The sequence below is a fragment of the Frigoribacterium sp. CFBP 13707 genome (assembly GCF_014842245.1).
In the GTDB taxonomy this organism is placed as follows: Bacteria; Actinomycetota; Actinomycetes; order Actinomycetales; family Microbacteriaceae; genus Frigoribacterium; species Frigoribacterium endophyticum.
Genome location: NZ_JACYVL010000002.1, coordinates 84,136 through 110,196 on the forward strand (window position 1 = coordinate 84,136; position 26,061 = coordinate 110,196).

23 protein-coding genes and 3 tRNA genes are annotated in these 26,061 nt (G+C 74.1%); 20 read left to right on the plus strand and 6 right to left on the minus strand.

Features of this window, described 5'->3' with window-relative positions; all coding sequences use genetic code 11:
- The first annotated feature begins 98 nt into the window (after nt 1-98).
- From IFT45_RS04175 to IFT45_RS04185, 3 genes are read left to right on the plus strand one after another with little or no spacing between them, the layout of a single operon-like run.
- Nucleotides 99-1,007, plus strand: coding sequence for a 1,4-dihydroxy-2-naphthoyl-CoA synthase (locus tag IFT45_RS04175; RefSeq protein ID WP_056052957.1), 909 nt, complete (start codon nt 99-101; stop codon nt 1,005-1,007).
- A 28-nt stretch (nt 1,008-1,035) separates the two neighbouring features.
- Complete coding sequence (locus IFT45_RS04180) at nt 1,036-2,175, plus strand: AMP-binding protein (protein ID WP_192126877.1); 1,140 nt, start codon at nt 1,036-1,038, stop codon at nt 2,173-2,175.
- 31 nt (nt 2,176-2,206) lie between these two features.
- Nucleotides 2,207-3,151 (plus strand): 1,4-dihydroxy-2-naphthoate polyprenyltransferase, encoded by a 945-nt coding sequence (locus IFT45_RS04185; protein WP_056052963.1) that lies wholly within the window; start codon nt 2,207-2,209, stop codon nt 3,149-3,151.
- Here IFT45_RS04185 and IFT45_RS16710 read toward each other — a convergent pair.
- Nucleotides 3,148-3,504 (minus strand): DUF4229 domain-containing protein, encoded by a 357-nt coding sequence (locus tag IFT45_RS16710; protein ID WP_197982202.1) that lies wholly within the window; start codon nt 3,502-3,504, stop codon nt 3,148-3,150. The genes IFT45_RS04185 and IFT45_RS16710 overlap by 4 nt on opposite strands.
- Nucleotides 3,505-3,611: 107 nt before the next feature.
- Here IFT45_RS16710 and IFT45_RS04195 point away from each other — a divergent pair, with 107 nt between their 5' ends.
- The 3 genes from IFT45_RS04195 (at nt 3,612) to IFT45_RS04205 (ending at nt 6,760) form a co-directional block, all read left to right on the plus strand.
- Nucleotides 3,612-3,971 carry a PLD nuclease N-terminal domain-containing protein gene (locus tag IFT45_RS04195; protein WP_056055651.1) on the plus strand — a complete coding sequence of 120 codons (360 nt, stop codon included), beginning with the start codon at nt 3,612-3,614 and terminating at the stop codon, nt 3,969-3,971.
- Between the two features lie 172 nt (nt 3,972-4,143).
- The gene (menD, locus tag IFT45_RS04200; protein ID WP_244637723.1) at nt 4,144-5,817 is read left to right on the plus strand and encodes a 2-succinyl-5-enolpyruvyl-6-hydroxy-3-cyclohexene-1-carboxylic-acid synthase; all 1,674 of its coding nucleotides are present in this window, start codon (nt 4,144-4,146) and stop codon (nt 5,815-5,817) included.
- A 91-nt stretch (nt 5,818-5,908) separates the two neighbouring features.
- Nucleotides 5,909-6,760, plus strand: coding sequence for a PPK2 family polyphosphate kinase (locus IFT45_RS04205; protein ID WP_185231756.1), 852 nt, complete (start codon nt 5,909-5,911; stop codon nt 6,758-6,760).
- Nucleotides 6,761-6,793: 33 nt separating this feature from the next.
- Here IFT45_RS04205 and IFT45_RS04210 read toward each other — a convergent pair whose 3' ends face one another.
- Together IFT45_RS04210 and IFT45_RS04215 are read right to left on the minus strand one after the other, a co-directional pair.
- On the minus strand, nt 6,794-8,260 hold the full coding sequence (locus IFT45_RS04210; protein ID WP_192126878.1) for an MFS transporter: 1,467 nt from the start codon (nt 8,258-8,260) through the stop codon (nt 6,794-6,796).
- Nucleotides 8,257-9,489, minus strand: a complete 1,233-nt coding sequence (locus IFT45_RS04215) for an isochorismate synthase MenF (protein WP_185231760.1) — start codon at nt 9,487-9,489, stop codon at nt 8,257-8,259. The genes IFT45_RS04210 and IFT45_RS04215 overlap by 4 nt, the downstream gene beginning before the upstream one ends.
- 52 nt (nt 9,490-9,541) lie before the next feature.
- Here IFT45_RS04215 and ubiE point away from each other — a divergent pair, with 52 nt between their 5' ends.
- The 5 genes from ubiE to cls all read left to right on the plus strand — a co-directional run bounded on the left by ubiE (nt 9,542) and on the right by cls (nt 15,023).
- Entirely contained in the window at nt 9,542-10,276 is a 735-nt protein-coding gene (ubiE, locus tag IFT45_RS04220) for a bifunctional demethylmenaquinone methyltransferase/2-methoxy-6-polyprenyl-1,4-benzoquinol methylase UbiE (protein ID WP_056052980.1), read from the plus strand.
- 43 nt (nt 10,277-10,319) lie between these two features.
- Nucleotides 10,320-11,405: a polyprenyl synthetase family protein gene (locus IFT45_RS04225; protein WP_192045370.1), complete on the plus strand. Its 1,086-nt coding sequence runs from the start codon at nt 10,320-10,322 to the stop codon at nt 11,403-11,405.
- Nucleotides 11,406-11,524: 119 nt separating this feature from the next.
- Nucleotides 11,525-12,901, plus strand: a complete 1,377-nt coding sequence (locus tag IFT45_RS04230; protein WP_056052984.1) for an FAD-dependent oxidoreductase — start codon at nt 11,525-11,527, stop codon at nt 12,899-12,901.
- Between the two features lie 160 nt (nt 12,902-13,061).
- The gene (locus tag IFT45_RS04235) at nt 13,062-13,550 is read left to right on the plus strand and encodes a YajQ family cyclic di-GMP-binding protein (protein WP_056052987.1); all 489 of its coding nucleotides are present in this window, start codon (nt 13,062-13,064) and stop codon (nt 13,548-13,550) included.
- A gap of 6 nt (nt 13,551-13,556) precedes the next feature.
- Nucleotides 13,557-15,023, plus strand: a complete 1,467-nt coding sequence (gene cls, locus IFT45_RS04240; protein WP_235491142.1) for a cardiolipin synthase — start codon at nt 13,557-13,559, stop codon at nt 15,021-15,023.
- A gap of 187 nt (nt 15,024-15,210) precedes the next feature.
- On the opposite strand, the gene IFT45_RS04245 is transcribed toward cls, so the two are convergent.
- Entirely contained in the window at nt 15,211-16,104 is an 894-nt protein-coding gene (locus IFT45_RS04245; protein ID WP_192126879.1) for a type IV toxin-antitoxin system AbiEi family antitoxin domain-containing protein, read from the minus strand.
- A 322-nt stretch (nt 16,105-16,426) separates the two neighbouring features.
- Between IFT45_RS04245 and IFT45_RS04250 the strand changes: the two genes are divergently transcribed.
- The 3 genes from IFT45_RS04250 to IFT45_RS17730 all read left to right on the plus strand — a co-directional run bounded on the left by IFT45_RS04250 (nt 16,427) and on the right by IFT45_RS17730 (nt 18,904).
- Nucleotides 16,427-16,508, plus strand: a tRNA-Tyr gene (locus IFT45_RS04250).
- A gap of 116 nt (nt 16,509-16,624) precedes the next feature.
- Nucleotides 16,625-17,476, plus strand: a complete 852-nt coding sequence (locus tag IFT45_RS04255; protein ID WP_192126881.1) for an inositol monophosphatase family protein — start codon at nt 16,625-16,627, stop codon at nt 17,474-17,476.
- A 222-nt stretch (nt 17,477-17,698) separates the two neighbouring features.
- Nucleotides 17,699-18,904, plus strand: coding sequence for a M23 family metallopeptidase (locus IFT45_RS17730; protein WP_192126884.1), 1,206 nt, complete (start codon nt 17,699-17,701; stop codon nt 18,902-18,904).
- Nucleotides 18,905-18,968: 64 nt separating this feature from the next.
- Here IFT45_RS17730 and IFT45_RS04265 read toward each other — a convergent pair whose 3' ends face one another.
- Nucleotides 18,969-20,726 carry an alpha-amylase family glycosyl hydrolase gene (locus IFT45_RS04265; RefSeq protein WP_192126886.1) on the minus strand — a complete coding sequence of 586 codons (1,758 nt, stop codon included), beginning with the start codon at nt 20,724-20,726 and terminating at the stop codon, nt 18,969-18,971.
- A gap of 110 nt (nt 20,727-20,836) precedes the next feature.
- On the opposite strand from IFT45_RS04265, the gene IFT45_RS04270 reads away from it, so the two are divergent.
- Nucleotides 20,837-21,769, plus strand: a complete 933-nt coding sequence (locus IFT45_RS04270; protein ID WP_167258476.1) for an aldo/keto reductase — start codon at nt 20,837-20,839, stop codon at nt 21,767-21,769.
- On the opposite strand, the gene IFT45_RS04275 is transcribed toward IFT45_RS04270, so the two are convergent.
- Entirely contained in the window at nt 21,766-22,365 is a 600-nt protein-coding gene (locus tag IFT45_RS04275; RefSeq protein ID WP_192045374.1) for a 2'-5' RNA ligase family protein, read from the minus strand. The two genes, IFT45_RS04270 and IFT45_RS04275, sit on opposite strands and share 4 nt — an antisense overlap.
- A gap of 125 nt (nt 22,366-22,490) precedes the next feature.
- Between IFT45_RS04275 and IFT45_RS04280 the strand changes: the two genes are divergently transcribed.
- From IFT45_RS04280 to IFT45_RS04300, 5 genes are all read left to right on the plus strand, one after another.
- Nucleotides 22,491-22,565: transfer RNA gene (locus IFT45_RS04280), tRNA-Thr, on the plus strand.
- 31 nt (nt 22,566-22,596) lie between these two features.
- Nucleotides 22,597-22,670: transfer RNA gene (locus tag IFT45_RS04285), tRNA-Met, on the plus strand.
- 180 nt (nt 22,671-22,850) lie between these two features.
- Nucleotides 22,851-24,104 carry a type III polyketide synthase gene (locus IFT45_RS04290; RefSeq protein ID WP_192126888.1) on the plus strand — a complete coding sequence of 418 codons (1,254 nt, stop codon included), beginning with the start codon at nt 22,851-22,853 and terminating at the stop codon, nt 24,102-24,104.
- Nucleotides 24,101-24,862, plus strand: a complete 762-nt coding sequence (locus tag IFT45_RS04295) for a methyltransferase domain-containing protein (protein ID WP_371810872.1) — start codon at nt 24,101-24,103, stop codon at nt 24,860-24,862. The genes IFT45_RS04290 and IFT45_RS04295 overlap by 4 nt, the downstream gene beginning before the upstream one ends.
- Complete coding sequence (locus IFT45_RS04300) at nt 24,859-26,019, plus strand: NAD(P)/FAD-dependent oxidoreductase (RefSeq protein ID WP_185231774.1); 1,161 nt, start codon at nt 24,859-24,861, stop codon at nt 26,017-26,019. The genes IFT45_RS04295 and IFT45_RS04300 overlap by 4 nt, the downstream gene beginning before the upstream one ends.
- Nucleotides 26,020-26,061: the final 42 nt, after the last annotated feature.

Consider the following 26,061-nt stretch of genomic DNA (forward strand, 5'->3'; position numbering starts at 1 on the left):
CGCGGCCGTCGCGGAGGGCCCGCTCCCGGCCGGGCCCTGCTCCGAGCGCAGGCCCCGCGCGAGGCCCCGTCCCCGCCGCCGGTCGTAGGCTGGCGGGCATGCGCGACACCGTCTCCGACCTCTTCGACCCGACCGAGTGGCGCGAGGTGCCCGGCTTCGCCGACCTCACCGACGTCACGTACCACCTCGACGTCGAGGGCCGCGTGGCTCGCGTCGCCATCGACCGCCCCGAGGTCCGCAACGCCTTCCGGCCGCGCACGGTCGACGAGCTGTACCGCACGCTCGACCACGCCCGGCAGCAGAGCCGGGTCGGCGTCGTGCTGCTGACCGGCAACGGCCCCAGCGCGAAGGACGGCGGCTGGGCCTTCTGCAGCGGCGGGGACCAGCGCATCCGCGGCCGCGACGGCTACAAGGCCGAGGGCGACGAGGCGAACGTGGCCGACCCCGCCTCGGCCGGCCGCCTCCACATCCTCGAGGTGCAGCGGCTGATCCGCTTCATGCCCAAGGTCGTCGTCGCCGTGGTGCCCGGGTGGGCCGCGGGCGGCGGCCACTCGCTGCACGTCGTGTGCGACCTCACGATCGCCAGCCGCGAGCACGGCAGGTTCAAGCAGACCGACGCCGACGTCGGGTCGTTCGACGCCGGGTACGGCAGCGCCTACTTCGCGAAGCAGATCGGCCAGAAGCTCGCCCGCGAGGTGTTCTTCCTCGCCGAGGAGTACAGCGCCGACCGTGCCCACGAGATGGGCGCGGTCAACCGCGTCGTGCCCCACGCCGACCTGGAGAAGGAGGCGCTGGCGATGGCGCGCGTCGTGCTCACGAAGTCGCCCACCGCGATCCGCATGCTCAAGTTCGCGTTCAACGCGACCGACGACGGCATCGTGGGCCAGCAGGTCTTCGCGGGCGAGGCGACGCGCCTGGCGTACGGCACCGACGAGGCCGTCGAGGGCCGGGACTCCTTCCTCGAGAAGCGCGAGCCCGACTGGTCGCCGTTCCCGTGGCAGTACTGAGGGCGGCGGGGCCGGAGAGGCGCGGGGCATGACCCGGCCCCTGGTCGCGGTCGACGCCCGCTCGCCCGAGCGCGTGCTGCTCGCGCTCCGGGCAGCGCTCGCGGGCGGCCCCGCCGTCGCCCCGCGGACGGACGACGTCGTGCCGGCCGACCTGCCGACGGCCGTGCCGCTGCCGGTCGCCCTCGTGATCGAGACGAGCGGCTCGAGCGGCCGGCCCAAGCGGGTCGCGCTCGGCACCGACGCGCTCCTGGCCGGCGCGGCCGCCGCCGACGGGGCGCTGGGCGGGCCGGGGCAGTGGCTCCTCGCCCTGCCCGCGCACTACGTGGCCGGCACGAACGTGCTCGTGCGCTCGATCGCCGCCGGCACCGAGCCGGAGCTGCTCGCGCCCGGCCACTTCGACGCCGCGGCGTTCGCGCGGGCGGCCGCCCGTCTGACGCACCCGGTGCGGTACACCTCGCTCGTCCCGGCGCAGCTGGTGACCGCGCTCGACGCCGCCGAGCACGACGAGGGCGTCGCCGCGGCGCTCCGCGGCTTCACGGCCGTGCTGGTGGGCGGGCAGGCGACGCCGGCCTCCGTCGTCGACCGGGCCTGCGCCTCCGGCGTCCCCCTGGTGCGCACCTACGGGTCGAGCGAGACGGGCGGCGGCTGCGTGTACGACGGCCGTCCGGTCGGGCAGGCCCGGGTGGCCGTGGTGGGCGGCCAGGTCGAGCTCTCCGGCCCGTCGCTCGCCGAGGGCTACCTCGACGACGAGGCCCGGACGGCCGCCGCGTTCGTCGAGCGGGACGGGCGGCGCTGGTACCGCACGGGCGACGCGGGCACGGTGAGCGACGAGGGCCTCCTCACCGTGACCGGGCGCCTCGACGACGTCGTGGTCTCGGGCGGCGAGAAGGTGTCGCTCGGGGCCGTCGAGCGGGTCGTCCGCGAGCTGCCGGGCTGGGCCGGGGCCGTCGTCGTCCGGTCGACGCACGAGCGCTGGGGCGAGGTCCCCGTCGTCGTGCGCGCGGGGGAGGGCCCGGACGGCGGGACGCTGGCCGAGCTCCGCGCCGCCGTGGTGGCCGAGGCGGGCCGCGCCGCCGCGCCCGACCGGGTGGTGGTCGTCGAGCGGCTGCCCCTGCTGCCGAGCGGCAAGCCCGACCGGCTCGCGCTGGAGCGCCTCGTCGCGCCCTGACCGCGATCGGGGCGGGAACTACACTCGTCGGGTGGCCAAGACGACGACATCCAGGACGAAGCGCAGCGGACGACCGGGCGGCCGCCCGGGGAAGCAGCCCGCACGTCGGGTCACGGCCCGCGACTGGATCGGCGGGGCCCGGCTCCGCACCCTGCCGCTCGCCGTCGCGCCGGTCGCCCTCGGCACCGGCGTCGCCCGCGCGAACGGCGACTGGGACCTGCTGCTCGCCCTGCTCTGCCTCGCCGTCGCGGTGTTCCTGCAGGTCGGCGTCAACTACTCGAACGACTACTCCGACGGCATCCGCGGCACCGACGAGTTCCGGGTAGGGCCCGCCCGCCTGACGGGCTCGGGCGCCGTCCGGCCCCGCACGGTGCTGCGCGTCGCCCTCGTCTCGTTCGCCGTCGCCGCGGTCGCCGGCGTCGCGGTCGTCGTGCTCACGCAGCAGTGGTGGATGCTGGCGGTCGGCGCCGCCGCCGTGGTCGCCGCCTGGTTCTACACCGGGGGCAAGCGGCCCTACGGCTACAACGCGCTCGGCGAGGTCTTCGTCTTCGTCTTCTTCGGCCTCGTGGCGACGGTCGGCACGACCTTCGTGCAGCTCGGGCGCTTCCCCGCCGACGCCTGGGTCGCGGGCGTCTCGGCCGGGCTGTTCGCCTGCGCGGTGCTGATGGTCAACAACATCCGCGACATCCCCCAGGACCGCGCGGCCGGCAAGCGCACCCTGGCGGTCGTCGTCGGCGACCCGGTGGCCCGCGCGCTCTACGCGTCGTTCCTGCTGCTGCCGTTCCTCATCCTCGTGTACTTCGGCTTCCTGTACTTCCACGCGCCGTACGTGTACTTCACGCTGCTGACGGCCGTGCCCGCGGCCGTCATCGGAGTCACGGGCAAGACCCCGAAGGAGCTGATCCTCGCCCTGCAGCTGGCGTCGCTCACGGCGCTCCTGTACGGGCTCGCCCTCGCCGCCGTGCTGTTCGCCTAGGCGCCGCGGGCGGGGCCCTCGGGACGGTCGTCGGCGGGGCGCGACCCGGCGTCGTCCGGGGCAGCGGGGGCGGCGTCGGCCTCGGCCTCGGCCAGACGGGCGTCCTGCTCGGCGAGGTCGTCGTCCTCTGCCAGGGTGTCGCGGTCGAGCGGCTCGGGCCGCGAGCGACGGTCGGCCAGCTCGAGCGCGACCTCGCGCCGCAGGCCGGCGAAGAAGATGTACGAGACGCAGAACGCCACCACCGCGGCGAGCAGGGTCGCGAGGTAGGGGTTCGGCAGCAGCAGCACGAACAGGACCAGCGCCACGAGGAAGATGCCGAGGCGCAGGACCGTGTACTTGACCCAGGGTTTCACGCGCTGATCCTAGCCGCGGCCGCCGGTGCGCCCGCCGTGGGCCGCTCTCCGGCACCGGGCGTCGCGTGCCCAGCCCACCCCCGGGAGCGACGCCTATGATCGTCGCCATGGTCAAGTTCTGGGTGGTGGCTGTCGTCGCGGCGTCGGCGTTCGTGATCTACGCCCTCGTCGACTGCCTCTTCGCGGAGTCGAGCCGGTTCCGGGCGCTGAACAAGCCCCTCTGGGCCGCGATCATCGTCCTGCTGCCCGTCGTCGGCGCCGTGCTGTGGTTCCTGCTCGGCCGGGCCCGCAAGGCGGGCCGCGGCCCGCAGCGTCGCTTCATCGCCCCCGACGACGACCCCGACTTCTCCGGCCGCTCGGCCGCGACGGTGACCGACCTCGACCGGGAGACCACCGACGAGCGCATCCGGCGCCTCGAGCAGGAGCTCTCCGAGCTCGACAACGACGACAAGACCGGCACGGCCTGAGGCCGTGAGCACCGACTCCTCGGGCTCCGTGCTGCCCGACGACCACGACGCCGTCCAGGGCGAGGCCGAGGCCGACACCGACGGGGTCGCCGCTGGTCCCGTCGAGACCGGCACCGCTCACGGCCTCCCGGCGGAACGCTCCGGCAGCGTCGCCACCGACTACGCCGTCGCGCTGCTCGCCGCGCTCGTCGACGCGGGCGTGCACGAGCTCGTCCTCAGCCCCGGATCGCGCTCGCAGGCCCTGGCGCTCGCCGCCGCCGAGTTCGAGCGGGCGGGCCGGCTCCGGCTCCGCGTGCGCATCGACGAGCGGAGCGCTGGCTTCACCGCCCTGGGCCTCGCCGTCGAGACCGGCCGCCCGACCGCGGTCGTGACGACCTCCGGCACGGCCGTGGCCAACCTCCACCCGGCCGTCCTGGAGGCCCACCACTCCGGCGTGCCGCTCGTCCTCCTCACCGCCGACCGGCCGGTCGAGCTGCGGGGCGTCGGCAGCAACCAGACGACCGTGCAGCCCGGGCTCTTCGGCCCGGCCGTCCCGTGGGTGCGCGACGTCGAGGCCCCCTCCGAGGGCGACGTCGACGTCGAGGCCGTCCGTCGGCTCGCCCGGGCGGCGGTCGCGGCCTCGCTCGGGGTCGGCGGCGACGACGGCCGTGACACTCCCGGCCCGGTCCAGCTCAATGTCGCCCTGCGTGAGCCGCTCTCGGCGGCCGTGACGACGCTGCCCGCGGCCCGCCCGGGCGAGGTGACCCGCCCCTCCGCGGGGCCCGCCCACCTGCTCTCCGTCGACGACGACCCGGCCACGCTGGTCGTGGCGGGCCACGACGCCGGTCCCGACGCCGAACGCCTCGCCCGCGAGCTCGGCGCCCCCCTCGTGGCCGAGGTCTCGAGCGGCGCGCACTTCGGGCCGAACCTCGCCCTCGGCTGGCGCACGCTGCTCGCCGACGCGGAGTTCGGCGGGCTCGTCCGCCGCGTGGTGGTCGTCGGCCACCCGACCCTGACCCGCCAGGTGCCCGCCCTGCTGGCGCGCCCCGACGTCGAGGTCGTCGTCGTCCGCGGGCGCACCGCCGACGCCTACGACCCGAGCCGCCGCGCGACCGTGGTCGCCGCCGTCGAGGTCGTCCCCGGTGGGGGAGGCGCCCCCGACGACCGCGCCCACCGGGCCTGGGTGGGCCGCTGGGTCCACGCCGGCCGCGCGCTCGTCGGCGACCCGGAGCAGGCGCCCGACCTCGACGCCGCGACGAGCGACGACGCCTCGGTGCGGGCGGAGTTCCTCCGCGGCGAGGTGCAGCTGCTGCGCCGCGGGGTCACGCGGCGCGCCCTGGCCGAGACGCTCTGGCGCGTCACGTGGCCGCACGACCGGCTCGTGCTCGGCGCCTCGCGGCTGATCCGCGAGGTCGACGAGGTGGTGCCCGGCAAGAAGGTGCCCGTCCACGCGAACCGCGGCCTCGCCGGCATCGACGGCACGGTCGCGACCGCGACCGGGATCGCCCTCGCCAGCCAGCTCGACGAGGCGCGCCCGGGCGTCACGCGCGTGCTGCTCGGCGACCTCACCCTGCTGCACGACGTCGGCTCGCTGCTCCTCGGCGACGGCGAGGTGCGGCCCCGGCTGCAGGTCGTCGTCGGCAACGACGGCGGCGGCACGATCTTCGACGGCCTCGAGGTGGCCGCGACGGCCCCCGCCGACGCGATGACCCGGGTGCAGTTCACCCCGCAGAGCGTCGAGCTCGCCCCGCTGGCCGCCGCCTACGGCTGGCACCACGTGCGGGCCGCGACGCGGGCCGAGCTCGACCAGGCCCTCGCCCGCCGCTGGGACGGCCCGGTGCTCATCGAGGTCCCGCTGGCGCGCTGAGGCCCCGCGGCCGACGGGCGTGCCCGGCCTCGGCGGCCGCACCGCGACTCCGCCCGGCCCACGCCCGCCCGCCGCACGTAGGCTCGGCCGCATGGCCACCACCTGGACGTCCGAGCCCGCCGAGATCCTCCGTGCGGGCACCGACTTCGCCCTCGCCGACGTCGACCCCCGGTCGACGCCGGGCTTCGCCGGCGACAAGGGCTACGCGCGGCAGGTGCTCGAGTCCGGCCGGGAGGCGCTGAGCGACCTCCAGGAGCGGCTCTTCGCCAGCAGCCGGACGGGCGGCGACCAGGGCTCCGTCCTCCTCGTGCTGCAGGGCACCGACACCTCGGGCAAGGGCGGCGTCGTCCGTCACGTCGTGGGGTCCGTCGACCCGCAGGGCGTCGCCCACCACGCGTTCAAGCAGCCCACCGAGGAGGAGCTCGCGCACGACTTCCTCTGGCGCGTGCGCCGCGAGCTGCCCGGCCCCGGCATGATCGGCGTCTTCGACCGCTCGCACTACGAGGACGTGCTGATCGGCAAGGTGCGCCGCCTCGCGTCGCCCGAGGAGGTCGAGCAGCGCTACGACGACATCGTCGCCTTCGAGCGCGAGCTGGTGGAGTCGGGCACGACCATCGTCAAGGTCATGCTGCACATCTCGCGCGACGAGCAGGGCGAGCGGCTGCGCGCCCGTCTCGACGACCCGGAGAAGCACTGGAAGTACGTGCCCGGCGACCTCGACGACCGCCTGCTCTGGTCCGACTACCAGGAGGCGTACGAGACGGCGGTCCGGCGCACGAGCACGGAGGCGGCGCCGTGGTTCGTCGTGCCCGCCGACCGCAAGTGGTACGCCCGCGTCGCCGTGCAGCGCCTGCTGACGGCCGCGCTGAGGGCGCGGGACCCGCAGTGGCCGGCCGCGCCGTACGACGTCGAGCTGGAGAAGGTCCGGCTCGCCTCCACCTGATCCGCCGGCGGAGCGCCCTCGGGGGGCACCCCGTCAGGAGGCGCGGCTCCGGAGGGCGTCGCCGGTGCCCCGCGGCAGACGGAGGCCCTCCGGCAGGCTGACCAGGGCGAGTGCCGCGAGCACGACGAGGGCCACCTGGTAGCCGGTCGCCGGGTCGGAGCCGCCGTCGGCGGAGGCCGCCAGGTCGGCGAGGCGGACGGCGAGGGCCGTCACGGCGACCCCGAGGCCCACGGCGAGCTGGCTCGTGATCGACGCGATGGCGTTCGCCGGGCCGATCATCGGCGCGGGCACGTCGGCGAACTGCAGGGTGTTGTAGGCCGTGAAGCCCACCGAGCGGAACACGCCGCTCAGCAGCAGCACCGCCGCGACCAGCACCGGCGAGTCGTCGGGCCGCACGAGCGCCGTCGCGACGAAGGTCGCGGCGAGCCCGACGGTCGCGACGACGATGATCGGCACGACCCGGAAGCGGTGCAGCAGGGGAGTCGTGAGCGGCTTGACCGCCAGGTTGCCGACGAAGACCCACATCAGCATCACGCCGGCCTCGACCGGCGACCAGCCGAAGCCGTCCTGCAGCAGCAGGGGCACGACGAACGGCACGCCGTTGACGACCGCGCGGTAGAGCGAGCCGCTCAGGTTCGTCACGCGGAACGAGCCGATGCGGAACGCCGCGAGGTCGAGCAGCGGGTGACGCGCACGTCGGAACCACCGCACCGCCGCCACGCCGGCGACCAGCGCGACGGCCACGAGGGCCACGCCGACGGCGACCGTCGACGGGGCGCCGAGCAGGTCGAAGGCGACCACCAGCGAGACGATCGACGTCACGACGAGCAGCAGGCCGACGACGTCGAGAGGCTGGGGGTCGCCCGGCTCCGGGCTCGGCACGACCCGCCACGCGACGACGAGGAGGGCGACGCCGACCGGCACGTTGACCAGGAAGACCCACTGCCAGCCGAGGTGCTCCGTCAGCAGCCCGCCGATCAGCGGTGCGACGACCGGGGCGACGAGCGCCGGCCAGGTCAGGTAGGCGATGGCGCGGATGAGCTCGGACTTCTCCGTGCTGCGGAGCACGATCAGCCGCCCGATCGGCACCATCATGCTGCCGGCGATGCCCTGCACCACCCGCGACGCCGTCAGCGAGACGAGGTCGCCGCTCAGCGCGCAGGCCACCGACGCGAGCGTGAAGAGCACCACGGCGGCGAGGAACACGCGTCGGGCGCCCCACCGCTCCGCGAGCCACGCGCCGAGCGGGATGAACGCGGCGACGGCGACGAGGTAGCCGGTGACGGCGATGCCGAGCTGCGCGGGCTGCACCCGGAAGTCGGCCGCGACGGAGGCGGTGGCCGTCGACAGGATCGTGGCGTCGAGGTTCTCCATGAAGAAGGCGGCGGCGACCACGAGCGCGACCGGTCGCGACCAGCCCTGGCCGGCCTGCGCCTCCCCGGCTCCGGCCCCCTGCGGAGCGTCCTGCCCCGCGCCCCCTCGTGCCCCCGGCGACGTCACTGCGAGAACGCCTGCACGACGGGCTGGAACTTCATGGTGGTCTCGGCGACCTCGCGCTCGGGGACGGACTCGGCCACGACGCCGGCCCCGGCGAACGCGCGCACCTCGCCCTCGGGCGAGACCTGCGCGCAGCGCAGGGCGATCGCCCACTCGCCGTCGCCGTCGGCGCCGACCCAGCCGACCGGCCCGGCGTAGCGTCCGCGGTCGAACGGCTCGAGCTCGCGGATCAGCGCGAGCGCCTCGCGGGTCGGCGTGCCGGCCACGGCGGCCGTGGGGTGCAGCGAGTCGATCAGGTCGAGCGAGCTCGACCCGTCGGTCAGGCGCCCGCGCACGTCGCTCGCCAGGTGCCAGAGGTTGGGCAGCTTGAGGGTGAAGGGCTGCTCGCCCGTCACGACGTCGGTGGCGTGCGGGCCGAGCGAGAGCAGCAGGCTGCGGAGCGCGAAGGCGTGCTCGTCGAGGTCCTTCGGCGAGGTGGCCAGGGCGTGGGCGGCGCGCTCGTCGCTCACGGCGTCGACGCCCCGCGCGGCGCTGCCCGCGAGCACGCGCGCGGAGACCTCGCCGCGCTCGGAGCGCACGAGGGTCTCGGGGCTCGCGCCGATCAGCCCGTCGACCGCGAACGCGTAGCAGTCCGGGTAGGCGGTGAGCAGCGTGGCCGCGACGAGGCGCAGGTCGGCCTCGGGCGGCAGCTGGCCGACGAGGTCGCGGGCGAGCACCACCTTGCTGACGTCGCCGGCGCCGATGGCGTCGACGGCCCGGGCGACGGCGTCGGCGTAGCCCGCGGCCGACAGCTCGCCCTCCCGGAGGCGGAGGCGCACCGAGGCCCCCACGGGAGTGCCCGCGGGCAGCTCGGCCCCGTCGACGCGGGTGATCCACGCCACGCCGTCGCGGCGGCCGATGACGATGCTCGGCACGATCAGCACGCTCGTGTCGGCGGACTCGTCGTCGAAGGCGAACGAGCCGAAGGCGATCAGGCCGGTGCCCGGCACGCGGACCTCGTCGTCGACGGTCGCCCGGCCGGCCAGCTCGCGCCAGGCGGCCGCCGCGTCGCGCATGCGCGAGGGGCCGGAGAACTCGAGCCGGACGGCCTCGCCGATGCCGGCCATGCCGGCGCCGCCGCGCACGAAGACGAGCGGGGAGCTGCGGTCGACGACGTCGAGCAGGGGGCTGATGTGGTCGATCCGGGTGGTGCGGACGGAGAGGGAGGGGACGCGCGGCGACGGGAGATCCACCGCGTCAGCCTACTCGGGCAGCGCCCAGTGCATGCCGGTAGGATCGACCATCGTGACCAAGGCCGATATGAACAAGCAGCCCAGCGAGGTCGCGTCCATGTTCGACGGCGTCGCCCAGCACTACGACCGCACGAACGACGTGCTCTCCGCGGGCAACGCCGTCCTGTGGCGCGTCGCGACCGTGAAGGCCATCGGCGCGGGCCCGGCCGACAAGGTCCTCGACATCGCCGCCGGCACCGGGACGAGCTCCGTCGCCATCGCGCGCCGCGGGGCCGAGGTGATCGCGCTCGACTTCTCGCACGGCATGGTCGAGGTCGGTCGCCAGCGCCACCCCGAGATCGAGTTCGTCGAGGGCGACGCCGAGTCGCTGCCCTTCGACGACGACACCTTCGACGCCGTCACCATCTCGTTCGGCCTCCGCAACGTCAACCGGCCGAAGGTCGCGCTCGCCGAGATGCACCGCGTGCTCAAGCCCGGCGGCCGCCTCGTCGTGTGCGAGTTCTCCACGCCGCCGTTCGGCCTGCTCCGCGCGGCGTACCACGCGTACCTCCGCGTCGGGCTGCCCCTGATCTCCAAGGTCACCAGCAGCAACAGCCCCGCCTACTCCTACCTCGCCGAGTCGATCGAGAAATGGCCCGAGCAGCAGGTGCTCAGCCAGTGGCTGCGCGGCGCTGGCTTCACCCGGGTGGCGCACCGGAACCTGAGCGCGGGCATCGTGGCCCTGCACCGGGGTCGCAAGCCCTCCTCGACGCCCTCGCGCGCCTCCTCGTCCTCGACGGCGAAGTAACCGACCCACGCCGGTCCTCCCGACCAGACGACAAGGTGACCCCATGAACCCGAGCGTGCCGCTGACCCGCAACTCCCTGAGCGCGAGCCTGGGCCTCGGCGAGAAGCTCTTCGCCTCGCCCGCCGAGCGCCGCTTCGTCGCGGCCGTCGACGACGGCCTCGAGCTGGTCGAGTCCGGCCTGCTGCGCGAGATCGCCTTCGCCGACGAGATCGCCGACGCGACGACCCGCTACCTGCTCGCCGCCGGCGGCAAGCGCGTGCGGCCCACGCTGACGCTGCTCATCGCCCAGCTCGGCGAGGGGGCGACCCCCGGCATCGTCGCCTCGGCGCAGGCGACCGAGATCACCCACCTGGCATCGCTGTACCACGACGACGTCATGGACGAGGCGCAGATGCGCCGGGGCGTGCCGAGCGCGCAGACGGTCTGGGGCAACAACGTCGCCATCCTCAGCGGCGACCTGCTCTTCGCCCGCGCCAGCACGATCGTCTCGGGCCTCGGCCAGGAGGCGATCCTGCTGCAGGCCGAGACGTTCGAGCGCCTCTGCCTCGGCCAGCTGCACGAGACGATCGGGCCCAAGGCCGACGACGACCCGATCGCGCACTACATCGACGTCCTGGCCGACAAGACCGGCTCGCTCATCTCGACGGCCGCCCGCGCCGGCGTGATGTTCTCCGGCGCTCCCCGCGAGTACCTCGAGCCCGTCGCGACGTTCGGCGAGAAGATCGGCATCGCGTTCCAGCTGATCGACGACGTCATCGACCTCTCCGACCCCGCCGACCACACCGGCAAGGCCGCCGGCACCGACCTCCGGGCCGGCGTCGTCACCCTGCCGCTCCTGTACCTCCGCAAGGAGGCGCAGACCGACATGGAGGCCGCGGCCCTGCTCGGCCTCATCGAGCGCGTCGTCGAGGTCACCCAGGCCGACGACGACGAGGCGCCCCGCGTCGACGAGGAGGCGTTCGCCGACATCGTGCGCCAGCTCCGCGAGCACGAGGTCACCGAGCGCACCCGGGTCGAGGCGCACCGCTGGGCCAACGAGGCCCTCGAGGCGCTGGCGCCCCTGCCGTCCGGGCCGGTCAAGAAGGCCCTGACCCGGTTCGCCGACCGGGTGGTCGAGCGCTCCGCCTGACCGGCACCGCGCCTCCCGGGGCCTCGGCTCCGAACCACGACAGCACCACCACGACCTGCGGTGCCCCGCACCGACCACCGGCCGGCACCCCCGCGCCACCCACCAGAGGGAGAACCCCCGTGACCACCTTGCGTCTGGCCATCGTCGGCGCCGGCCCCGCCGGCATCTACGCCGCCGACATCCTGCTCAAGGCCGAGAAGGCCTTCGACGTGTCGATCGACCTCTTCGAGCAGCTGCCCGCGCCCTACGGCCTCGTCCGCTACGGCGTCGCCCCCGACCACCCGCGCATCAAGGGCATCGTCAACGCGCTGCGCGACGTGCTCGACAGCGGCGACATCCGCGTCTTCGGCAACGTCCGCTACGGCGTCGACATCACCCTCGACGACCTGAAGGCGCACTACAACGCCGTGATCTTCTCGACCGGCGCCATCAAGGACGCCGACCTCGACGTGCCCGGCATCGACCTCGAGGGCAGCTACGGCGCCGCCGACTTCGTGAGCTGGTTCGACGGCCACCCCGACTTCCCGCGCACGTGGCCGCTCGACGCGCAGTCGGTCGCCGTGGTGGGCGTCGGCAACGTCGCGCTCGACGTGTCGCGCATCCTCGCGAAGCACGCCGACGACCTGCTGCCGACCGAGATCCCCGACAACGTCTACGAGGGGCTCAAGCAGTCGTCGATCACCGACGTGCACGTCTTCGGGCGCCGCGGGCCCGCGCAGGTGAAGTTCACCCCGCTCGAGCTCCGTGAGCTCGGCGAGGTGCGCGACGTCGACATGATCGTCCACGACGAGGACTTCGACCACGACGAGGCGTCGAAGACCGCCATCGCGACGAACAAGCAGGTCTTCGTCATCGACAAGGTGCTCAACCAGTGGCGCCAGCGCGAGGTCGGCACGGCGTCGCGCCGCCTGCACCTGCACTTCTACGCCAAGCCCGTCGAGGTCGTCGGCGACGAGCAGGGCCGTGTGGCCGCCTTCCGGTACGAGCGCACCCGGCCCGACGGCCAGGGCGGCGTCGAGGGCACCGGCGAGATCCGCGACGTGCCCGTGCAGGCGATCTACCGCGCCGTCGGCTACTTCGGCTCGCCGCTCGACGGCATCCCGTTCGACGAGCGTCGCGGCGTGATCCCGAACCACGAGGGCCAGGTGATGGACGATGAGAACCAGATCGTCCCCGGCGTCTACGCCACCGGCTGGATCAAGCGCGGGCCGGTCGGCCTCATCGGGCACACGAAGTCCGACGCGATGGAGACCGTCGCGCACGTCATCAACGACCAGGCGAGCTGGTGGCAGCCCGCCGACCCGTCGGAGGACGCGATGCCGGCCCTGCTCGCGCAGCGCGGCGTGGCCTACACCGACCTCGAGGGCTGGCACCGCCTCGACGAGCACGAGCAGGCGCTCGGGTCGGCGCACGAGCACGAGCGGGCTCGCGTCAAGGTCGTCGAGCGCGACGAGATGGTGCGCGTCTCGCGGGCCGTGGAGTCCGCCGACGCGTAGGCGCCCCGCCCTGTCGACCTCGACCGCGCCTCCGGCGTCCTCCCCTCGCGGGGCGGGCCGGGGGCGCGTCGTCGTGGTGGGGGAGGCGCGTGGCGGCCGCCGCGGTCGACGTCCCGACCGCGGCGGGCCGTGACCGCCCGTCGCCGCTAAGCTGGCCGGCATGGCAGACAGCTCCTTCGACGTGGTCAGCAAGGTCGACAAGATGGAGGCGGACAACGCCCTCCACCAGGCACAGAAGGAGATCGAGCAGCGCTACGACTTCAAGAACGTCGGCGCCTCGGTCGACTGGAGCGGTGAGAAGCTCCTGCTCAAGGCCTCGACGGAGGAGCGCGTCAAGGCCGTGCTCGACGTCCTCGAGTCGAAGTTCATCAAGCGCAGCATCAGCCTCAAGCACCTCGACGTGGGCGAGCCCTTCGCGAGCGGCAAGGAGTACCGCATCGAGGCCGCCCTCAAGGAGGGCATCGAGCAGGAGCACGCGAAGAAGATCGGCAAGATCATCCGCGACGAGGCCCCCAAGAGCGTCAAGAGCCAGATCCAGGGCGACGAGCTGCGCGTCACGTCGAAGAGCCGTGACGACCTCCAGGCCACGATGGCGCTGCTGAAGAAGGCCGACCTCGACGTCGACCTGCAGTTCGTCAACTTCCGCTAGCCCTCCGTGACCGAGCCCGCGTGGCTGCCCGCCACCATCGCGGTGCTCGGTGTCGTCTTCGACATCGCCATCCGCGTCTTCGCGATCGTCTACGTGCCGATCAACCGTCGGCCCACGACCGCGACGGCCTGGCTGCTGGCGATCTTCCTCATCCCGTACGTGGGGTTCCTCCTCTTCCTGCTCTTCGGCAGCACGAAGCTGCCGCGCCGTCGACGCGAGAAGCAGCAGGAGATCAACACCTACATCGTCGAGACGACCGAGGGCATGGAGCGCGTCACCCGCGACCACCCCTGGCCCCTCTGGCTCGACTCGGTGATCGCGCTGAACCGCACGCTCGGCGCCATGCCCCTCGTGGGCGGCAACACGGCCGAGCTGCACTCCGACTACGCGAGGTCGATGGAGGCGATGGTCGAGGCCGTCGACGGAGCCCACCGCTGGGTGCACGCCGAGTTCTACATCACCAGCCTCGACGCGACGACGGAGCCGTTCTTCGTCGCCCTCGAGAACGCCCGGCGCCGTGGCGTCACGGTGCGGGTGCTGATGGACCACATCGCGAGCCGGGGCTACCCCGGCTACCGGCGGACGCGTCGCCGCCTCACGCGCATGGGCGTCGAGTGGCAGCTCATGCTGCCGGTCCAGCCGCTGCGGGGGCGCTACCAGCGGCCCGACCTGCGCAACCACCGCAAGCTGCTGGTGATCGACGGGCAGGTCGCCTTCACCGGCTCGCAGAACATGATCGAGCGGGGCTACCAGCGGCGCGGCAACCACCGGCGCGGGCTGCAGTGGAAGGACTTCATGGTCCGCTTCGAGGGGCCGATCGTCGCGGGCGTCAACGCGCTCTTCGTCACGGACTGGTACTCGGAGACCGACGAGCTGCTGCTCCGCGAGGCCGACCCCGTGGTCGTCGCCGACGACGCGCCGACGGTCGACTGCCAGGTCGTGCCCAGCGGGCCGGGCTTCGACGGCGAGAACAACCTGCGGCTCTTCAACACGCTCCTCTACAACGCGCAGGAGCGCATCATCATCACGAGCCCGTACTTCGTGCCCGACGAGTCGATGCTCTACGCGGTCACGACCGCGGCGCAGCGGGGCATCGAGGTGCAGCTCTTCGTCAGCGAGATCGGTGACCAGGCCGTCGTTTACCACGCGCAGCGGTCGTACTACGAGGCGCTGCTGCGGGCCGGCGTGCGCATCTTCCTGTACCGGTCGCCCACGGTGCTGCACGCGAAGCACCTCACCGTCGACGACGAGGTGGCCGTCATCGGCTCGAGCAACATGGACATGCGGTCCTTCAGCCTCAACCTCGAGATCTCGGTCATGATCCGCGGCCGGAGCTTCGTGCGGCAGCTGCGCGAGGTCGAGCAGTCGTACCGCGACGCCAGCCGCGAGCTGCTGCTCGACGAGTGGCTCGTCCGCCCCTTCCGCTCGAAGGTGCTCGACAACGTCGCCCGGCTCACCTCCGCGGTGCAGTAGCCGGGCGCCGGCGGCTGCCCGCCTCCGCCCGCCCCGCACCTCCGCCCGCCCTCGACGGCAGCAAATGCCGACCTTTTGCCAGATCGAGGTCGCGCAATACCTGGATATCCGGTCACCAGGGAGGCGTCGGTCGGGTTCTGCAGGCCTGGCGACGCCGGCGGATGGCATCCCCGGGTGCCCACGGTCCTCACCGGGGCATCCGCCGGGGACGAGCAGTGGCGAGGAGGTGTCGAACGGCAGCGAGGACCGTCTCCCACTCCTCGAACACCTGCCGGTAGGTCACCTCGAGGACCACGTAGCCCGCGGTCGTGAGGGCGACCGTTCGCCGTCTGTCGTCGGCGTACTGCTGGGGCGAAGCGTGGAACTCCCAGCTCGTGCACTCGATGACGAGCCAGCCGTCGACCAGGAGGTCCACCCGGTACCTGCCGGAGACCCACACCTGGACGTCAGCGCGGACCCCCGCCTCCCGGAGTCGGACGCGGACGACGGATTCGGTGCCCGACTCCGCTCGAGCGTCGACCAGACGGAGGAGTTCGCGGGCCCGGCCCGGTCGGAGGAGGCGGGCGACGTCAGTGAGCCGCGGACGGTTCTCGGGGCGAAGCCGCAGCGCGGAGTCGACGACGGCGATCGAGAGCGCGAGATCCCCGGGCGGGTGCAGGAGGGACTGGGCCGCCGCCGTGGACGGGGTCACCATCACGCGGTCGCACCCGCCCAGACGGCTCCGGTCACGGAGCACCTGGACGTCGGGGTGGTCATCGCCCAGGCGTCGGCCGGCGTCGTCCGGGTCACGGAGGTCCCGGGCGTTGTGGTCGACCGACACGACGAGGGGCTGTCGGGGTGCTCGCCACGCGCCTCGGGCCACCAGTGCCGACGACCCCGCCAGCACGCCCCCGACCCTCGCTGCTCGCACGACGGGCTCAGGGAGATCTGGTCGGCCGTAGAGGCCGTGCCGGATGCGCTGGAGCGTTCCGCTCCGCCAGGCGTCGTCGACGTCGTGCCTCGAGCAGCCCGCTGCGAGCAGCTCCCGACGATGGACGACGCCGCCCAGACGATCCGTGGTCACGTGCAGCAGCTCGTTCATGGCATGACTCTGGCGCGGACGAGAGCGCTGCAGCCGCTCGCCGTCGCCCTGCCGGTGGACGGATGACTGTTCGTTCAACAGCGGAGGGGATGAGGGGCGCCCTAGCTGTGGACAGCACGCCTGCTCTTGCCCTTCTAGGGCAAATGCCGACTCGTCTCCTCCGAGGCGCGGACTGATGGAGGGAAATCCCGGTATTGCATCGGATCCGGTCGGCATTTGCCACGGAGGGGGGCGGGGGAGGCGGGGTGGTCGTGAGGGGGCTCCGGAGGCTGTATATTTGTCTGGCGCCTCCGGTCGGTGAACACATGGGCCGGGCGTGCATGGCAAGTTACCCAAGTGGCCAAAGGGATCTGACTGTAAATCAGCCGGCGTAGCCTTCGGGGGTTCGAATCCCTCACTTGCCACCCCCGCTCGACGTGATCACCCACGTCGGCACCACGGAACGGACTCGAGACATCGGGTCCGTTCCGTCGTTCCGGGCACGTCCCGGGCCGGGTCCGGCACCGACCGACGGAGCACCATGACCGACCAGCCCGCGACCCCGCCCGCCACCGCCACCGCCGCCGCCGCGACCACGCCCGCCGCCCTCCTCGACGTCGCCCGCACGGTAGCCGTCGAGGCGGCGGCGCTCGCGGCCCGCCGCCGCTCCGAGGGCGTCGCCGTCGCCGCGACGAAGAGCAGCCTCGTCGACGTCGTCACCCACACCGACCGCGAGGTCGAGGAGCACCTCCGTGCCCGCCTGGCCGAGCTGCGCCCCGGCGACGGCTTCCTCGGCGAGGAGGGCGCCGAGCACGGCTCGACGACGGGCCTCACCTGGGTCGTCGACCCCATCGACGGCACCGTCAACTTCCTCTACGGCATCCCGCAGTGGGCCGTCAGCGTCGCCGTCGTCGAGGGCGACCCGGTGCCGGGCGCCTGGCGGGCGCTCGCCGGCTGCGTCGTGAACCCGCTGTCGGGCGAGACCTGGACGGCGTCCCGAGGGGGAGGCGCGTGGCTGGGCGACCAGCGCCTCCGTCCGTCCTCCCCGGCCACGCTGGCGGAGTCGCTCGTGGCGACGGGCTTCTCGTACGAGGCCGAGCGCCGCGTCGAGCAGGTCGCGGCCGTCGGGCGGCTGATCGGGAAGGTGCGCGACATCCGGCGCCAGGGGGCCGCCTCGCTCGACCTCTGCGCGGTCGCGACCGGACGGCTCGACGCCTACGTCGAGCGCGGGCTCAAGCCGTGGGACCACGCCGCGGGAGCCCTCGTCGCCGAGGAGGCGGGCGCCGTCGTCCGGGCCTCGGACGATTCCGCCGAGGGCGGACGCCTGACCTCCGCCGCCGCTCCGAGCATCGCCGACGAGCTCTGGCGGGCGGTGGCCGAGGCCCGGATCTGAGCCGATCGGGCGGGGTCGACGGCCCTGTTCCTCGGCGACGGGACACCGCATCTGACATGCCACGGTGGCCGTGACCCCCTGACTCGGGTAGCCATCCGTGGCCTGAGCGGCTACCCTTGACTGGTTCGTTACTTTTCCGTGACCTGAGTCACCGGTGTAGCGGCCGAGAAGAAGAGGGTGCATCCGCCTCTCCGTCCCGACGACCCCGAGGACCATCACGACGTGTCGAACCCCCAGACCTTCGCCGAGCACGACCGCGACGAGACTCCGTCGCCCCGAGCCGACGATGCTCTGACGACACCGACCGCCGAGGCCGCCTCGCCCGTCTTCCTCACCCGCCGCGAAGCCCGCGAGGCCGAGCGCCGCGCCGCAGCAGCAGCAGCAGCTCCCCGTGCCGTCGCCGCCCCCGAGGCAGCCGCCCCCGAGGCCGCAGCCACCCTGGCCGCGGAGCCCGTGGTCGTCGAGACCGCGGTCCCGACCATCGCGGCCCCCGAGGTCGCCACGGCGCAGGCCCTGCCGACCCGCGCCTCCCTGCGTGCCGCCGAGGCCGCCTCCCGTCGCGGCCGCACCGCTCCCCAGCGTCGCGCGACCGCGCCCCGCGCGGCGTCCGCTGCGCGTCCCGCCGCGGCCGCCCGTCCCGCCGCCGGCCCTCGCCGCACCCGGTCCGCGAGCCCCGTCGTCGCGACCACCGCCTCGGCCCGGTCGACCCCGGCGGCCCGCACGGCTCCCTCTGCGTTCCAGCGCACCTCGAAGCGCGTGACCGTCGTCGGCGCGATGATGTTCGCGGGCGCGATGCTCGTGGCGACCTCGGTGCCCGCCAACGCCTTCTTCGTCGACACCCCCGAGGCCACCGTCGCCAAGAAGAGCGCCGCGGCCGCGCAGAGCTTCGTCGCCGGCGGAGCGACCGACGACGACGTGAGCCGAGACGGCTACTCGGTCACCGAGATGAAGGTCGCCTCCGAGTACGCCTCCACCAGCTCGAGCACGTTCTCGAACGACATGGCCGGCACCGTCCAGTGGCCCTTCCAGACCGGCGTGCCGATCAGCAGCGGCTTCGGCGCCCGTCAGGTCTCGAACTGCAGCTTCTGCTCCACCTTCCACGAGGGCCTCGACTTCGTGCCCGGCGCGGGCTCGCCCATCCAGGCCATCGCCGACGGCACCGTCAGCGTCGTCACCGGCCCGTCGGGCGCCTTCGGCAACCACGTCGAGATCGAGCACGTCATCGACGGCCAGAAGGTCACGTCGACCTACTCGCACATGCAGACCGGCTCGGTCGAGGTGAAGGTGGGCGACACTGTCACCGTCGGGCAGCTCGTCGGCAAGGTCGGCAGCACCGGCAACAGCACCGGCGCGCACCTGCACTTCGAGATCCACCTCGCCGGCGTCCCCGTCGACCCGTACCCGTGGCTCCAGGCCAACACGAACTGACGCACCTCGTGCACGACGAAGCCCCCCGGCACCGGCCGGGGGGCTTCGTCGTCGGCGGGCGGCGTCAGTCGGTGACGCCCTCCGCCCGCAGCCAGACAGCGGCGTTGGCGGGCAGCGCCGGGCCGTCGAGCGCCATCGTCGAGAGCAGCACGTCGGCGACGGGCAGCTCGACCGGCACCTCGCCGGTGTTCGCGAGCACCACGACGTCGCCGCTGCGGAAGGCCACCACGTCGTCCGACCAGCCGCTCAGCCACTCGAGACGCCCCGCGCCGAGCTCGTGCTCCGAGCGGAGGGCCAGGGCCGAACGGTAGAGCTCGAGGGTCGACCCGGGCACCCCGCGCTGCTCGTCGCGCGCGTAGGTGCTCCAGTCGTCGGGCTGCGGCAGCCAGGAGGCGCCGGTCTCGCTGAACCCGAAGGCGGGCGACCCCGACTCCCAGGGCAGCGGAACACGGCAGCCGTCGCGGCCGTAGCGCTCACCGTCCGTGCGGAACCACGTCGGGTCCTGACGCGCCTCGTCGGGCAGGTCCACCGCCTCCGGCAGCCCCAGCTCCTCGCCCTGGTAGAGGTAAGCGCTCCCGGGGAGGGCGAGCATGACGGCCGTCGCGGCCCGGGCCCGCGCCAGGCCGAGCTCGGGGATCGGCAGGCCGGGGCTGCGCGGGCCGATGCCGTGACCCTGCGGGTTCTCGGCGGTGAGGGCGAGCCGGCTCGCGTGGCGCACGACGTCGTGGTTGCTCAGCACCCAGGTGCTCGGGGCTCCGACGCTCGCGAAGACCTCGATCGACGCGTCCACCACGCGGCGGATCTCGGCGGCCGACCAGCCCGTCTCGAGGTACGCGAAGTTGAAGGCCTGGTGCATCTCGTCGGGGCGCACCCAGTTCGCCAGCTTCGAGAGCGGCTCGACCCAGGCCTCGGCGACGAGCACGCGGTCGCCCTCGTACTCGTCGAGCACGCGACGCCACTCGCGCCAGATCTCGTGCACGCCGTCCTGACCCCAGTAGGGCGGGGTGCGGTCCTCGCCGAGGCCGCCGCCCATGCTGCCCGCGTCGGCGGGCGGGGTGTAGTCGGGCAGGCCCTCGGCCTTGACCAGGCCGTGGGCGACGTCGACCCGGAACCCGTCGACGCCGCGGTCGAGCCAGAAGCGGAGCACGTCGAGGAAGGCGGAGCGCACCCACGGGTTCGTCCAGTCGAGGTCCGGCTGCGACGAGTCGAAGAGGTGGAGGTACCACTGGCCGGGGCTGCCGTCGGCCTCGGTGACCCGGCTCCACGCCGGGCCGCCGAAGATCGACTCCCAGTTGTTCGGCGGCAGCTCGCCCGCGGCCCCGCGGCCCTCGCGGAACATGTAGCGGGCACGCTCGGGCGACCCGGGCGCCGCCGCCAGCGCTTCTCGGAACCAGACGTGGGCCGACGACGAGTGGTTGGGCACGAGGTCGACGATGAGGCGCAGGCCGAGCTCGGTCGCGCGGGCACGGAGGGCGTCGAAGTCGGCCAGCGTGCCGAAGAGCGGGTCGACGTCGGTGTAGTCGGCGACGTCGTAGCCGGCGTCGGCCTGGGGCGACGTGAAGAAGGGCGACAGCCAGACAGCGTCGACGCCGAGCTCGACGAGCGCGTCGAGCCGGGCCGTGATGCCGGGCAGGTCGCCGACGCCGTCGCCGTCGCCGTCGGCGAAGGAGCGCGGGTAGACCTGGTAGATGACGGCGGTGCGCCACCACTCGAGGTCGTCGGCGGACGTGGCGAGGCCTTCCGTCTCGGGATCGGCGGGTGCCTGGACGTCGGTCTCGGAGGGGGAGTCGAGCGTGTCGCCCGTGGTCTCGGTAGAGGACATGCGCCCACGATACGGCAGGCTCGGAGGCCCCCATCCAGTACCGTTGACCACACCTCACGACCCCGAACGGAGCGCTCCTGGACGCCTCGACCACCCCCGTCGCCGACGCCGTGTTCCCCGACGGCGACGGCTTCCCCCTCGCCCTCGGCACCAACGTGTTCGGCTGGACGGTCGGGGCCCCCACCGCGCTCGAGGTGCTCGACGTCTTCGCGGGCGACGGCGGGCGCGTGATCGACACGGCCGACGTCTACTCGGCCTGGCTGCCCGGCAACTCCGGCGGCGAGTCGGAGGCCATCATCGGCCGCTGGCTGGCGCGCCCCGGCAACCGCGAGAAGGTCGTCATCAGCACCAAGTGCGGCCAGCACCCCGACGCTCCCGGGCTCGGCCGGGCGAGCATCCGCCGGGCCGTCGAGGCGTCGCTCCTCCGGCTGCGCACGGACCACATCGACCTCTACGCGACGCACTTCGACGACGACGAGACCCCCCTGGAGGAGACCGTCGGGGCGCTCAGCGAGCTCGTCGACGAGGGCAAGATCCGCTGGCCCGCCGCCTCGAACTACACCGGCGCCCGGCTGCGCCAGGCGCTCGCCATCGCCGACCGCGACGGGCTCCACCCGTTCGCCGCCGTCCAGGCCGCCTACAACCTCGTCCGCCGCGGCGACTACGAGTCGGACGTCGCCCCGATCGTCGACCACTTCGGCCTGGCCGTCCTGCCGCACTCGTCGCTCGCGAGCGGGTTCCTCACCGGCAAGTACCGCGGCGACGCGGGCCGCGGCGACTCGCCCCGGGGCGGCCGGGCGATGAGCTACGTCACCCCGCAGAACCAGGGCACCGTCGAGGTGCTCGTCGAGATCGCCGAGCGCCAGGGCGTCCAGCCCGGAGCCGTGGCCATCGCGTGGCTCGCCAGCCGCCAGAACGTCATCGGCGCGCTCGCCAGCGCCCGCACGGTGATCCAGCTGGAGGGCCTGCTCGAGTCCGCCGACGTCGAGCTCACGGCCGACGACCTCGCGAGCCTCGAGCTCGTCTCCACCCCGCTCGACTAGCGGGCGGGGCCCAGCGCGACCACGGCCCTGCGGTCGCTGTCCCAGCGGCGCATCGCGGCCAGCAAGGTCGTCGAGGAGTCGCGGGCGGGGTCGCCGCCGACCCGCGCCTCCTCGACGGTGGCCGTCTCGCGTGCCGACGCAGCGTCGGCCAGCGCCTCCAGCGCGGTCGCCACCCCGGCCGGGGTGAGGCGTCGGGCCAGGGCGACGTGCGGCGTCCACGCGTCGGGCCGGGTGTGCTCGACGGTCTCGTCGCTGCCCCGGCCGCGCCCCACCAGGTCGTGGACGGCGCGGTGCAGCCCGAGGAGGCGGTCGGTCGGCACGACGGACCGCACCAGGACGAGCCCCCGCCGCCCGGTGCCGAAGACAAGGGGAGCGCCCAGCTCGACGGGCAACGGGAGGGTCGCGGCCGCCAGCTCGCGGAGCGCGGCGTCGGCCTCGTCGTCGAGGGCGGGCCGGGCGAGCAGCGTCACGTGGGGGGCATTGGTCTCGCCCGTGTGCTCGCCGAGCGACGGCAGTCCCGCCGCGGAGAGCAGGGCCCACTCGGCGCGCACGGCGTCGTCGGCGGCGGGATCGAGCAGGACCTCGAGGCTGTGCATGACCCGATCCTGGCCTCGACCGCCGACACCCGGACGGCGTCGTCACGGTGTGCACGAGAGCTCCCGTGTTCTGCTAAAGTCGTCAGGTGCCGATCGGCAGCAGCTCGTCTGCGGCCCGGTCTCACGCCCCGATAGCTCAGTGGTAGAGCACTTCCATGGTAAGGAAGGGGTCGTCAGTTCAAACCTGACTCGGGGCTCCAGCTGGTCACGCCCACCGTGGCGACAGCTTGCGGCGGGGTAGCTCAGTTGGTTAGAGCACACGGCTCATAATCGTGGTGTCGCGGGTTCGAGTCCCGCCCTCGCTACCGCAGTTCTTCTCGAGAGGTCATCCTCCGCCGCCCCACCTCGGCGGCGTCACCTCGACACCGTCTCCTCGTGTCGGCAGGTGCCGCGAGCTCCGTCCGCCCTCTGCACAGTCGCGCCTCCGACGGCAAGCCCTGCGCCCGCCCGGGCCGACGCTCGGGGCCCCGGGCATACCATGACGCATGCCCGTGAGCATCCGAAGCATCGGAACAGCCCTGCCCCCGACCGTCATCGACCAGCCCCACATCCGCGACGTCTTCCGGTCGCAGCCCGGCCTCGGCAGGCTCGCTCCGCGGCTCATCGGGGCCGTCTTCGACGGTGCCGCCATCGACACCCGGCACACCGTCATCGCCGAGCTCGGCGCCGAGCCCACCGGCGCGGGCGGGGCGCCCGACGCGGCCCCGCTCTCGGCCGACGGCGGTACCGACGACGAGGCCGCGACTCCCACGTTCTACGACCGGGCCGAGGGCCGCATCCTCCGCCCGACGACGGGGACGCGCAACGACGTGTACGTGGCCGAGAGCCCCGACCTCTTCGCCCGGGCCGCCGAGGAGGCGCTGGCCAGCGCCGCGGGGATCACCGCGGCCGACGTCACCCACGTCGTGACCGTCTCGTGCACCGGCTTCTTCGCGCCCGGGCCCGACTACCTGCTGGTGCGCCGCCTCGGCCTGCCGGCGACGACGCGGCGGCTGCACATCGGCTTCATGGGCTGCTACGGAGCGTTCCCGGCCCTGCGGTCGGCCCGCGACACGTGCCTCGCCGACCCGGACGCCGTCGTCCTCGTCGTCTGCGCCGAGCTCTGCACCCTCCACCTCCGCAGCAGCGACGACCCCGACGCGATCATCGCCTCCTCCGTCTTCGCCGACGGCGCGGCGGCGGCGGTCGTGACGGCGCGCCCGGCTCCGGCCGGCGAGACGGTGCTCGACCTCGACGTGCTCGAGACGGTGCTGACGCCGGTGGGGGAGGACGACATGGCCTGGAGCATCGGCGACCAGGGCTTCGACATGGTCCTCAGCAGCTACGTGCCGCACATCGTGGAGGAGAACATCGACGACGCCCTCGTGCCGTTGCTCGCCGCGGAGGGAGTCGGCGTCGGCGACGTGACGCGCTGGGCCGTGCACCCGGGCGGGCGGAGCATCCTCGACCGCGTGCAGCAGCGGCTCGGCCTCAGCGACCCGCAGATGGCGCCCTCGCGCGAGGTGCTGCGCACGCGGGGCAACATGTCGAGCGCGACGGTGCTGTTCATCCTGCGCGAGCACCTGGTGCCCGACGCCGTGCCCGTCGCCGCTGCCGTCGACGTGGGCCTCGCCGGGGGCGCTGCCGCTCCGACCGGCGCTGCGGACGTCGCGCCTGCCCGGGAACGCGTCTGCGCCATGGCGTTCGGCCCCGGCCTCACCGTCGAGACGAGCCTGCTCACGCGTCGGGTCGCGGCGTGACGTCGCTCCTGCCCGACCTGCGCGGGCGGGCGGAGCACCTCGCCGAGCTGATGGACGACCCCGACTGCGACCCCGAGGCCCTTCGGCGCACCTACGCGGTCTTCCCTCTCGTCAACGGGCTCGTGGCCGGCTGGCGGCGGGCCTGGACGGAGCGCCTCCGGCCCCTCGTGGCCTCGTCCGACGCCCCGACCACCCTCCTCGACCTCGGCTCGGGCGGCGGCGACCTCGCGAGGGCGCTGGCGCGGTGGGCCGAGCGTGACGGGCTCGCGCTGCACGTCACGGCGGTCGACCCCGACGAGCGGGCCCACGACTTCGCGTCGGCCCGGCCCCGACGCGGGGTCGACTACCGACGGGCCTCGAGCGCCGACCTGGTGGCGGCGGGCGAGACCTTCGACGTCGTCGTGTCGAACCACGTCCTGCACCACCTCGACGACGCCGCCCGCACGGCCGTCCTCTCCGACAGCGAGCGGCTGGCCCGGCGGCTCGCCCTGCACAGCGACATCCGACGCTCGCGGGCGGCCTACGCCGCCTACGCGGTCGGGACCCTGCCGCTGGCGGGGTCGTCGTTCGTCCGGGTCGACGGCCTCCGCTCGATCCGCCGCAGCTGGCGCGTCGACGAGCTCCGCGCCGTGGCGCCGCCGCGCTGGCGCGTGCTGGCCCGGCCGCCGATGCGGGTCTGGCTGACCTGGGAGCCGCTCCGCGCCTCCTCGGAGCCGGGGGGAGTCGCGGGTCGGGCGGCCGCGGAGATCGCCTCGTGATCACGCACGACGTCGTGGTCGTCGGCGGCGGGCCCGTCGGGGTGCACGCCGCGGCCCTCTTCGCGCACCTCGGCCTCGACGTCGCCGTCTGGGAGCGCCGCACCGACGAGCCGCAGCTCTCGCGCGCGATCGGCGTCCACCCGCCGTCGCTCGACGCCCTGGCCGCCGTCGGCGCCGCCGAGGAGCTCGTGGAGTCGGCCGTGCGCATCCGCCGCGGCGTCGCCCGGAGCGCCGGCCGAACGCTCGGCACCGTCGACTTCGACCGCCGGCCGGGAGCGCGCTGGCCCTTCGTCGCCGCCGTGCCCCAGCACCGCACCGAGGCCGTGCTGCGCGCCCGTCTCGAGGCGCTGGCCCCCGGGGCGCTGCGCCGGGGCGTGAGCCTCACCGGCCTCGTCGAGGAGGGCGAACGGGTCGTGCTGACCGGCGAGGGCCCGTCGGGGCCGGTCGAGCTCGCCGCGCGCTTCGTCGTCGCCGCGGACGGCTCGCGGAGCGGCGTCCGTGACCTGCTGCACGTCGACGCGCCCGTCCGCCGCTACCGCGACCGCTTCGTGATGGGCGACTTCGCCGACGAGACCGGTGACGGTGCCGACGCCGTCGTGAACGTCGAGGGCGACGGCGTGGTCGAGTCGTTCCCGTTGCCGGGCGGCGTGCGCCGCTTCGTGGTGTCGCTGCCCGAGGGCGGGCCCGCCGGCCCCGACGTCGACGAGGTCGCCGGCCTCGTCCGGCGCCGCACGGGCCTCCGCGTCGACGCCGCCTCGTCGACCATGCTGAGCGCGTTCTCGGTGCAGCGGCGGCTGGCCGCGCGCACCGCGGTCGGGCGCGTCCTGCTGATCGGCGACGCCGCCCACGAGATCAGCCCCATCGGCGGGCAGGGCATGAACCTCGGCTGGCTCGACGCCGTGGCCTGGGCCCCCGTGCTCTCGCGGGCGCTCCGGACCGCGGGCGGTCGTCGACACGACCCGGGCGCGTTCGGCGCCGTCGAGGCGTCCCGGCGACGCGCCGCCCTCCGGGCCGCCCGCCAGGCCGAGCTCAACATGTCGCTCGGCCGACCGGCGGGCCCCGCCGCCCTGGCCGTGCGTCGCGCGGGCCTGACGGTCGCCCTCCGGTCGCCGGCCTCGCGCCTCCTCGCCGACACCTACGCGATGCGCTTCGCCTGATCGGTCACAGGCGCCCGTCCGGCGCCGAGGCCGGGCCGGGGC